This window comes from Mycobacterium sp. TH-M15, assembly GCF_057473705.1.
On the sequence record NZ_JBYCLB010000614.1, the window covers coordinates 1 to 8059 of the forward strand.

8 protein-coding genes are annotated in these 8059 nt (G+C 68.5%); all 8 read left to right on the forward strand.

Translation table 11 applies throughout. From position 1 onward, the window contains the following. Positions 1-436: TetR/AcrR family transcriptional regulator (locus tag AC2VNT_RS15035; RefSeq protein WP_486947617.1), on the forward strand; the 436-nt coding region annotated here is incomplete at its 5' end. Positions 437-687: 251 nt separating this feature from the next. Next, positions 688-1905, forward strand: coding sequence for a lipid-transfer protein (locus AC2VNT_RS15040; protein ID WP_486947618.1), 1218 nt, complete (start codon positions 688-690; stop codon positions 1903-1905). A gap of 28 nt (positions 1906-1933) precedes the next feature. Next, the gene (locus tag AC2VNT_RS15045) at positions 1934-2374 is read left to right on the forward strand and encodes a type II toxin-antitoxin system Rv0910 family toxin (RefSeq protein ID WP_486947619.1); all 441 of its coding nucleotides are present in this window, start codon (positions 1934-1936) and stop codon (positions 2372-2374) included. Further along, the gene (locus AC2VNT_RS15050; RefSeq protein ID WP_486947620.1) at positions 2371-3243 is read left to right on the forward strand and encodes a MaoC/PaaZ C-terminal domain-containing protein; all 873 of its coding nucleotides are present in this window, start codon (positions 2371-2373) and stop codon (positions 3241-3243) included. Before AC2VNT_RS15045 ends, AC2VNT_RS15050 begins: the two co-directional genes overlap by 4 nt. Next, positions 3243-4109, forward strand: a complete 867-nt coding sequence (locus AC2VNT_RS15055) for an SDR family oxidoreductase (RefSeq protein ID WP_486947621.1) — start codon at positions 3243-3245, stop codon at positions 4107-4109. Before AC2VNT_RS15050 ends, AC2VNT_RS15055 begins: the two co-directional genes overlap by 1 nt. Before the next feature lie 16 nt (positions 4110-4125). Next, a complete protein-coding gene (locus AC2VNT_RS15060; RefSeq protein WP_486947622.1) occupies positions 4126-5385 on the forward strand; it encodes an acyl-CoA dehydrogenase family protein in 1260 nt (419 codons plus the stop codon). Between the two features lie 41 nt (positions 5386-5426). After that, positions 5427-6347 carry an alpha/beta hydrolase gene (locus AC2VNT_RS15065; protein WP_486947623.1) on the forward strand — a complete coding sequence of 307 codons (921 nt, stop codon included), beginning with the start codon at positions 5427-5429 and terminating at the stop codon, positions 6345-6347. Between the two features lie 38 nt (positions 6348-6385). After that, positions 6386-8059, forward strand: a 1674-nt coding sequence (locus tag AC2VNT_RS15070) for an acyl-CoA synthetase (protein ID WP_486947624.1), incomplete at its 3' end; no start/stop codon positions are given.

Genomic DNA, 8059 nt, shown 5'->3' on the forward strand with positions numbered 1-8059 from the left:
GGCCCAGCAGCGCACCCAGGCGGCCATCCGGGAGTTGGGGCGAGTGGAATCCAGCCCGGATCCGGTGGCGACGATGCTGGATTTCCTGTGGGAGGCCCACCAGGGACCGCTGTTCGTCGCGACGATGGAGCTCTGGGTGGCCGCCCGGATCGACCGGGTGCTGGCGGCGCACATCGAACGGGTGGAGCCGGTCGTCAACGGCACCCTGATCGCGGCGATCGCCCAGTTGCTTCCCGAGCATCCGGCGCAGAAGGAGATCCGCAACTTCATCTACACCGCGATGGATGCGCTGCGCGGCATCCTGGTCGCCAACTTCGTCGACGACGATCCACAGCGCGCCCGGCGCCGCTGGGATCGGGCGTGCGCGAACCTTCGCCAGATCGCCTCGGAGACCCTGCCGACGGCCGCGTTGCGCGGCGCCGCCCAGCCGGGTTAGGCGGGCCTGCGCGGCCGCGGTGACCGCGACGTAGTCCGATCCGCGGGTCCGGGCAGGACGATCGGGAAATCGGTGAAGCCGGCGCGCCCGGTGTCCATGGCGGAGAACCCGGCGCCGATGACGACGATCCCGTGGGCGACCGCGGTGTCCGGCTCGCTCCTTGAGGTGACGGCGTGCTGACAGCGCCGGCAGCGCAACCTTGTTGATTACATGCAGGTGTGCATGTATGTTTCAGGGCGGAAGGGAGTTCCATGACGAACAAGACGGCCAACAAGGTGTATGTGATCGGCGTCGGCATGACGAAGTTCGAGAAGCCGGGGCGCCGTACCAACGACGACGGCAGCGCGTGGGACTACCCGGACATGGCCCGGGAGTCCGGGACCAAGGCGCTGGCCGACGCCGGTGTCGACTACCGCGAGGTGCAGCAGGGCTACGTCGGCTACGTCTACGGCGAGTCCACCTCCGGGCAGCGGGCGCTCTACGAACTGGGCCTGACCGGCATCCCGATCGTCAACGTCAACAACAACTGCTCGACCGGGTCCACCGCGCTGTACCTGGCCGCCCAGGCCATCCGCGGCGGGCTGGCCGACTGCACCATCGCGCTGGGCTTCGAGAAGATGAAGCCGGGCTCGCTGGCGGCCTCCTACGACGACCGCGCCCAGCCGATGGAGAGGCACATCCTGGCGCTGGCCGAGATATCGGAGGTGCTGTTCCCGCCGGCGCCGTGGATGTTCGGCGCGGCCGGCCGCGAGCACATGAAGCAATATGGAAGCACTGCTGAGCACTTTGCAAAAATCGGCCACAAGAACCACAAGCATTCGGTGAACAACCCCTACGCGCAGTTCCAGGAGGAGTACTCGCTGGAGGACATCCTGGCGTCGCGGATGATCTACGACCCGCTGACCAAACTGCAGTGCTCGCCGACCAGCGACGGCTCCGGCGCGGCGATCTTGGCCAGTGAGGGCTTCGTCGACTCCCACGGCCTGGCCGGCCAGGCCGTCGAGATCGTCGGGCAGGCGATGACCACCGACTTCGCCTCCACCTTCGACGGCACCTGCAAGAGCCTGATCGGCTACGACATGAACGTCCAAGCCGCCCAACGGGTCTACCGCCAGTCCGGACTGGGCCCGGAGGACTTCCAGGTGATCGAGCTGCACGACTGCTTCTCGGCCAACGAGCTGCTGCTCTACGAGGCGCTGGGGCTCTGCGGCGAGGGCGAGGCACCCAAGCTGATCGACAACGGTGACACCGGCTACGGCGGACGCTGGGTGGTCAACCCGTCCGGCGGGCTGATCTCCAAGGGCCATCCGCTGGGCGCGACCGGGCTGGCGCAGTGCTCCGAGCTCACCTGGCAGCTGCGCGGCACCGCCGACAAACGCCAGGTCGACGGCGTCACCGCCGCCCTGCAGCACAACATCGGCCTCGGCGGTGCCGCCGTGGTCACCGCATACCAGCGCGCCGAGCGCTGAGACCCAACGATCTAAGGAGCGAACACCCATGGGCCATATCGAAGCCAGCAAGAAACTCAACGCCAGCCCGGACGCGCTGTGGGCGATCGTCGCCGACCCGCAGACCTGGGGCGACTGGTTCACCATCCACGAGAGGTGGATGGAGGAGCCGCCGTCCGCGCTGACCGAGGGCACCAAGCTGGTGGCCAAGATCGTCATGCTCGGCATGGCCAACAAGATCGAGTGGAAGGTCGAGAAAGTCGAGGCGCCGCACACCTTCGCGCTCTCCGGCACCGGGATGGCCGGGGTGAAGTGCCTGTTCGAGTTCACCCTCGCCCCGTCCGGTGACGGCTCCGACTTCGGCGTCGCCGGCGACTTCGAAGGCGCGCTTATCAAGGGCGCGCTGGCCAAGGCCGTGGAGAAGGACGGTGCCAAGCAGCTCGACAAGACCCTCGAGCAGCTCGAGGCCCTGGCATCGGCGACCGTATGACGGACGAACTGGCCTTCGACGACGGCGGGCTGAACGTCTGGTCGGACGAGGAGGGCTTCGAGGTCACCGCCGACCGGATCGTCGAGTACGCCAAGGCGACCAACGATCCGATCGCCGCACATCTGGCCGGTGACGTCGAGCCGCCGGTCTTCGCGTTCGTGCCGGTCTTCCATGCGTTGCTCACCCCGGCCGTCGACGTGATGCCGGTGGAGCTGATCCCGCGGATCGTGCACGGCGAGCAGGACTTCCACTTCCACCGGCCGATCCGCCCCGGCGACAAGCTGGTCTCCCGGGCCAAGATGACCGGCTACCAGGGTCTAGAGAAGGGCACCCGGGCGGCGATGCTGGTGGAGTGCCGCGCCGAGGACGGGGAGTTGGTCAACGAGCAGTACGTCACCTGCTTCGTGCGGGGTTTCGACGCCGGCAAGGCGATCGGCGAGCTGAGCCCGGGCCACAAGTTCGACGACGCGATGCGGTCGCAGGCGCCGATCGCCAAGGTGGTCCAGCACATCGACGCCGACCAGACCTTCCGCTACTCCCCGGCGTCGGGCGACCCGATGCCGATCCACTTGGACGAGGAGGTCGCCCGCTCCGCCGGGCTGCCGGGCATCATCGCGCACGGCCTGTGCACCATGGCGTTCACCTCCTGGGCGGTGCTCACCGAGGTCGGCGGTTCGGATGTCCGCCGGCTCAAGCGGTTCGCGGTGCGGTTCTCCAAGATGGTGCTGCCCGGCGACGACCTGGAGACCCGGATCTGGGCCAACGGATCGGCAGAGGGCCTGAGCAGCTACGCGTTCGAGACGGCGCGGACAGGTACGGACGAGTTCGCCATTACCGACGGTTTGGCCGTGATTGCAGAGGAGATCTGATGGGTGCACTAGCGGGACGCGTCGCGATCATCACCGGCGCCGGTCGCGGCATCGGTCGTGAGCACGCGCTGTTGTTCGCCGCCGAGGGCGCCAGCCTCGTCGTCAACGACCTGGGCGGCAGCAACGCGGGGGAGGGTGCCGATGCCGGACCGGCCCACCAGGTGGTCGACGAGATCACCGCCGCGGGCGGCCGGGCGGTGGCCAACAGCGACGACATCGCCGACTGGGCCGGCGCCAAAGCCGTTGTGCAGCAGGCGAGCGACGAATTCGGTCGGCTGGACGTGCTGGTGAACAACGCCGGCATCCTGCGCGACGCGTTCATCCCCGGCATGGAGGAATCGCAGTGGGACGCGGTGATCAACGTCCACCTCAAGGGCCACTTCGCGATGCTGCACCACGCCGCGGCGTACTGGAAGGCGCAGTCCAAGGCCGGCGACCAGCCCAACGCCGCGGTGATCAACACAGCCTCGGCCTCCGGGGTGACGCTGCCCAACGCCGGGCAGGCCAACTACGGGGCGGCCAAGGCCGGGATCGCCGCGTTGACGCTGGTGGCCGCCGAGGAGTTGGAGCGCTACGGCGTGCGGGTCAACGCGATCGCGCCGATCGCGCGTACCCGGCTCACCCTGGCCACGCCCGGCATGGGCGCGCTGATGGCCGAACCGGACGACGGCGAGCTCGACCTGTTCAGCCCGGCCAACATCTCGCCGCTGGTCGCCTACCTGGCGACCGAGAAGTGCGGAGTCACCGGCACCGTCTACGCGGTGCAGGGCGGAGCGATCTCGAAGCTGGCCGGCTGGCACGACACGGACACCATCGAGACCGGCGGGCTGTGGCAGATCGACGACATCGCGGCGCGGCTGCCGTGAACGGGAAGGCACAACCATGATCGAATGGTCCGACACCGATGTGATCATGCGCGACACCATGCGCGGGTTCATCGACAAGGAGATCCGCCCCCAGCTGGACCAGCTGGAGAGCGGTGAGATCTCCCCGTTTCCCGTCGCGCGCAAGCTGTTCAGTGAGTTCGGCTTGGACGTGATGGCCGCCGAAGCGGTCAAGGCGATGCTGGAGAAGCAGCGCGCGAAAGAGGAAGCGATCGCCGCCGGCGGGCCGAAGCCGGAGAAGCGCGGATCCGGCGGGCTGGGCGAGCTCGGCGGCCAGCTCTCGATGGCCGCGGTGATGGTCTCCGAGCTCTCCGGGGTCAGCATCGGGCTGCTCTCCACCGTCGGCGTCAGCCTCGGCCTGGGTGCGGCCACCATCGCCGGCCGCGGCACGCTGGCGCAGAAGGAGCGCTGGCTGCCGGAGCTGATGACGCTGGAGAAGTTCGCGGCCTGGGCGATCACCGAACCCGACTCGGGCTCGGATGCGTTCGGCGGCATGAAGACCTACGTACGCCGTGACGGCGAGGATTACATCCTCAACGGGCAGAAGACGTTCATCACCAACGGCCCGTACGCCGACGTGCTGGTCGTCTACGCCAAACTCGACGACGGCGCGGTGGCCGACAAGCGTCGCCGGCCGGTGCTGACCTTCGTCCTCGACGCGGGCATGCCGGGGCTGACCCAGGGCAAGCCGTTCAAGAAGATGGGCATGATGTCCTCGCCCACCGGCGAGCTGTTCTTCGACAACGTTCGGCTCACTCCGGACCGGCTGCTCGGTGAGACCGAACAGCACACCGGCGGCGACGGTCGGGAGAGTGCGCGGTCCAACTTCGTCGCCGAACGGGTCGGGGTCGCGCTGATGGCGCTGGGCATCATCAACGAGTGCCAGCGTCTCTGCATCGACTACGCCAAGACCCGCACGCTGTGGGGACAGAACATCGGCCAGTTCCAGCTGATCCAGCTGAAGCTGGCAAAGATGGAGGTCGCCCGGATCAACGTGCAGAACATGGTGTTCCAGACCATCGAGAAGCTGAAGGCAGGCAAGCTGCCGTCGCTGGCCGAGGCGTCGGCGATAAAGCTGTACTCCTCGGAGACCGCCACCGACGTCGCGATGGACGCGGTGCAGCTGTTCGGCGGCAACGGCTACATGGCCGAGTACCGGGTAGAGCAACTGGCCCGCGACGCGAAATCGCTGATGATCTACGCCGGCAGCAACGAAGTCCAGGTCACTCATATCGCCAGGGGCCTGCTGGCGGAATGATCGAGAAGCCCCGGGTGTCAACGCGTTCTGGCCTGATCGCGATGGCTGACCGGTTGACCGACAGTCGGATCACGCGGCTGATCCTCACCACAACGATGCACGTGGTGTTGTCGAGCCGTTGGCTTCTAGCCCGAGTGCGCCCGGTCGCCGACTGGGCGGTTGCCCGTACTAGTCCGGTGGTTTCCGGCGTTCAGATCGTTCCGGTCGCCGCGCCGGTGCCGGGGGAGTGGGTTCGAGCGCCCGGGGTCGAGTCCTCGGCCGGTGTGATCCTGATCCTGCACGGCAGCGGTTACCTGATCTGTTCGGCGCGCACGCACCGCGGTTTCGCGTCGCAGCTGTCCCAGCTGGCGGGTATGCCCGCCCTCGTGATCGATTATCGACTGGCCCCCGAACATCCCTTCCCCGCCGCTGAGGACGATGCGATGGTGGCGTATCGATGGCTACTCGCCCAGGGGCATGACCCCGGCAAGGTGGTGGTCGCTGGCGACTCGGCCGGTGGGCACCTCGCGGTTGCCTTGGCACTGCGGGCGCGCCGCGAGGGGTTGCCTGCTCCGGCGGCGCTCGCCTTATTCGGCCCGCTGATCGATCCCGCCTACCGGGCGCCGATGCGTGACCCGCGGATTCGCCGGCAGCCCTTTGATCCGCGCGCGGCCGCCCGTGGCATCGCCCTGTACGTGGCGGACCATGACGTCGACGACCCCCGGCTGTGCTTGTTGAACGCCGATCTGTCTGGTCTCCCGCCAATCCAACTGCACTTCGGCACAAGAGAGGTCATGCGTTCTGACGCGGAGGAGTTCGCCACGCGGGTCGTCGCCGCGGGCGGCCGCTGCGACGAGAAGGTGTGGCGGGGTCTGATGCACGGCTATTGGATCTGGCCTCGTCACGACGGGGGGCACGCCAGCTTGAGGACTGCCGGTGCGTTTCTTCGGGCCGCCATCGACGAGCGCGGAACCGCATCATGACGGTGCCCATCGGCAATCACGTCGAAAGGACGGGGTAGGTGCACGGGTTGCAGCAGCGGGTGGACCGGTTGCGCGCGCTGCGGGTGCTGGCCCGACGCGGCATGGTGGAGCCGCTGCGGCCGGACCGCGCGGTGCGCGCGCTCCTGGCGATCCGTCGCTACGGGGCGTTCGGCGGGTTGCTGGCCCACGCCGCCGCCCGCTACGGCACCGCACCCGCGGTCACCGACGACCGCGGAACGCTGAGCTTCGCCGAACTGGAAGCCGCCTCGACTGCCTTGGCGCGTGGGCTGGCGGCGCGCGGTGTCGGCCAGGATTCGGTGCTCGCGCTGCTGTATCGCAACCATCGCGGAATCCTGCTGGCGCTGAGCGCCGCCAACAAGATCGGCGCCCGGGCGGTGCTGCTGAACGCCGGCTTCGCCGGACCCCAGCTTGCCGACGTCTGCAGACGCGAGCAAGTCGCCGCGGTGCTCGCCGACGAGGAGTTCACCGAGCTGCTCGGCGAGCTGCCGGCGTCGCTGCCGCGGTTGAACGTCGATGAGCTGTCCCGCGGACAGGACAGCGGTCCGCTACCGGTGCCGGCTAGCCCGGGAGGCATGGTGCTGCTCACCAGCGGAACCACCGGAACCCCGAAAGGCGCGCCGCGCAACAAGATCGACCCGCTGCAGTCCGCGCAGCTGCTGGACCGGATCCCCTGGCCGGCCGAGAGCACCTACGTCGGCGCAGCCCCACTGTTCCACGCAACTGGCCTGGCGACTTGCGCGTTGGGCCTGGCGCTGGGCAACCACGTCGTGCTGACCCGCAGGTTCGACCCCGAGGCAACCCTGCGAGCCATCGGCGAGCACCGGGCGAGCGTGCTGATCGTGGTGCCGACCATGTTGCATCGCATCCTGGATCTGGGACCGGCGGTGCTGGACCGCTACGACACGTCTGCACTGCAGGTCGTGTTCGCCGCGGGCTCGGCGCTCTCCCCGGAGCTGTGCCGACGCACCGCGGCGGCGTTCGGCGACGTGCTGTACAACCTGTACGGCTCCACCGAGGTCGCCGCCGCCGCCATCGCGATACCCGCCGAGCTGCGCGCCGCGCCCGGCACCGTCGGCCGGCCACCGCTCGGTTGCCGACTTGCCTGCTACGACGCTGAACGCCGCCGGATCACCGAACCCGGCCGGACCGGAACGCTGTTCGTCGCCAGCGGCCTGTCGTTCGGCGGCTACACCGACGGCAACAACAAAGAGATCGTCGACGGGCTGCTCTGCACCGGGGACACCGGCCACTTCGACGAATCCGGGCTGTGGTTCGTCGACGGCCGCGACGACGAGATGATCGTCTCCGGCGGGGAGAACGTCTTCCCGCTCGAAGTGGAGAACCTACTCGACGGGCACCCCGGCGTCATCGAGGCGGCGGTGATCGGCGTCGACGACGCCGAGTTCGGGAAACGGCTGTGCGCGTTCGTGGTCCCCGAGCCGTCGGCGGCGCTGGACGCCGACACCGTCCGGGCGTTCGTGCGATCGAACCTGGCCCGGCACAAGGTGCCGCGCGACGTGGTCTTCGTCGACGAGCTGCCGCGCAACGCCACCGGGAAGCTGCTGAAGAACACGCTTGCAGAAAGCACAGAAAGCAGGGCTAAGGCCATGGCGAAGGCAATTTATTTACCGGGCAAGGTTATTGCGATCACCGGCGGTGCCCGTGGCATCGGCCGGGCCACCGGCGAGGCG

What these genes read in the sequence shown, in the direction of transcription:
- AC2VNT_RS15055 (WP_486947621.1), top strand. Translation starts at nt 3,243, where the DNA reads ATGGGTGCACTAGCGGGACGCGTCGCGATCATCACCGGCGCCGGTCGC.
- AC2VNT_RS15040 (WP_486947618.1), top strand. Translation starts at nt 688, where the DNA reads ATGACGAACAAGACGGCCAACAAGGTGTATGTGATCGGCGTCGGCATG.
- AC2VNT_RS15065 (WP_486947623.1), top strand. Translation starts at nt 5,427, where the DNA reads ATGGCTGACCGGTTGACCGACAGTCGGATCACGCGGCTGATCCTCACC.
- AC2VNT_RS15060 (WP_486947622.1), top strand. Translation starts at nt 4,126, where the DNA reads ATGATCGAATGGTCCGACACCGATGTGATCATGCGCGACACCATGCGC.
- AC2VNT_RS15050 (WP_486947620.1), top strand. Translation starts at nt 2,371, where the DNA reads ATGACGGACGAACTGGCCTTCGACGACGGCGGGCTGAACGTCTGGTCG.
- AC2VNT_RS15045 (WP_486947619.1), top strand. Translation starts at nt 1,934, where the DNA reads ATGGGCCATATCGAAGCCAGCAAGAAACTCAACGCCAGCCCGGACGCG.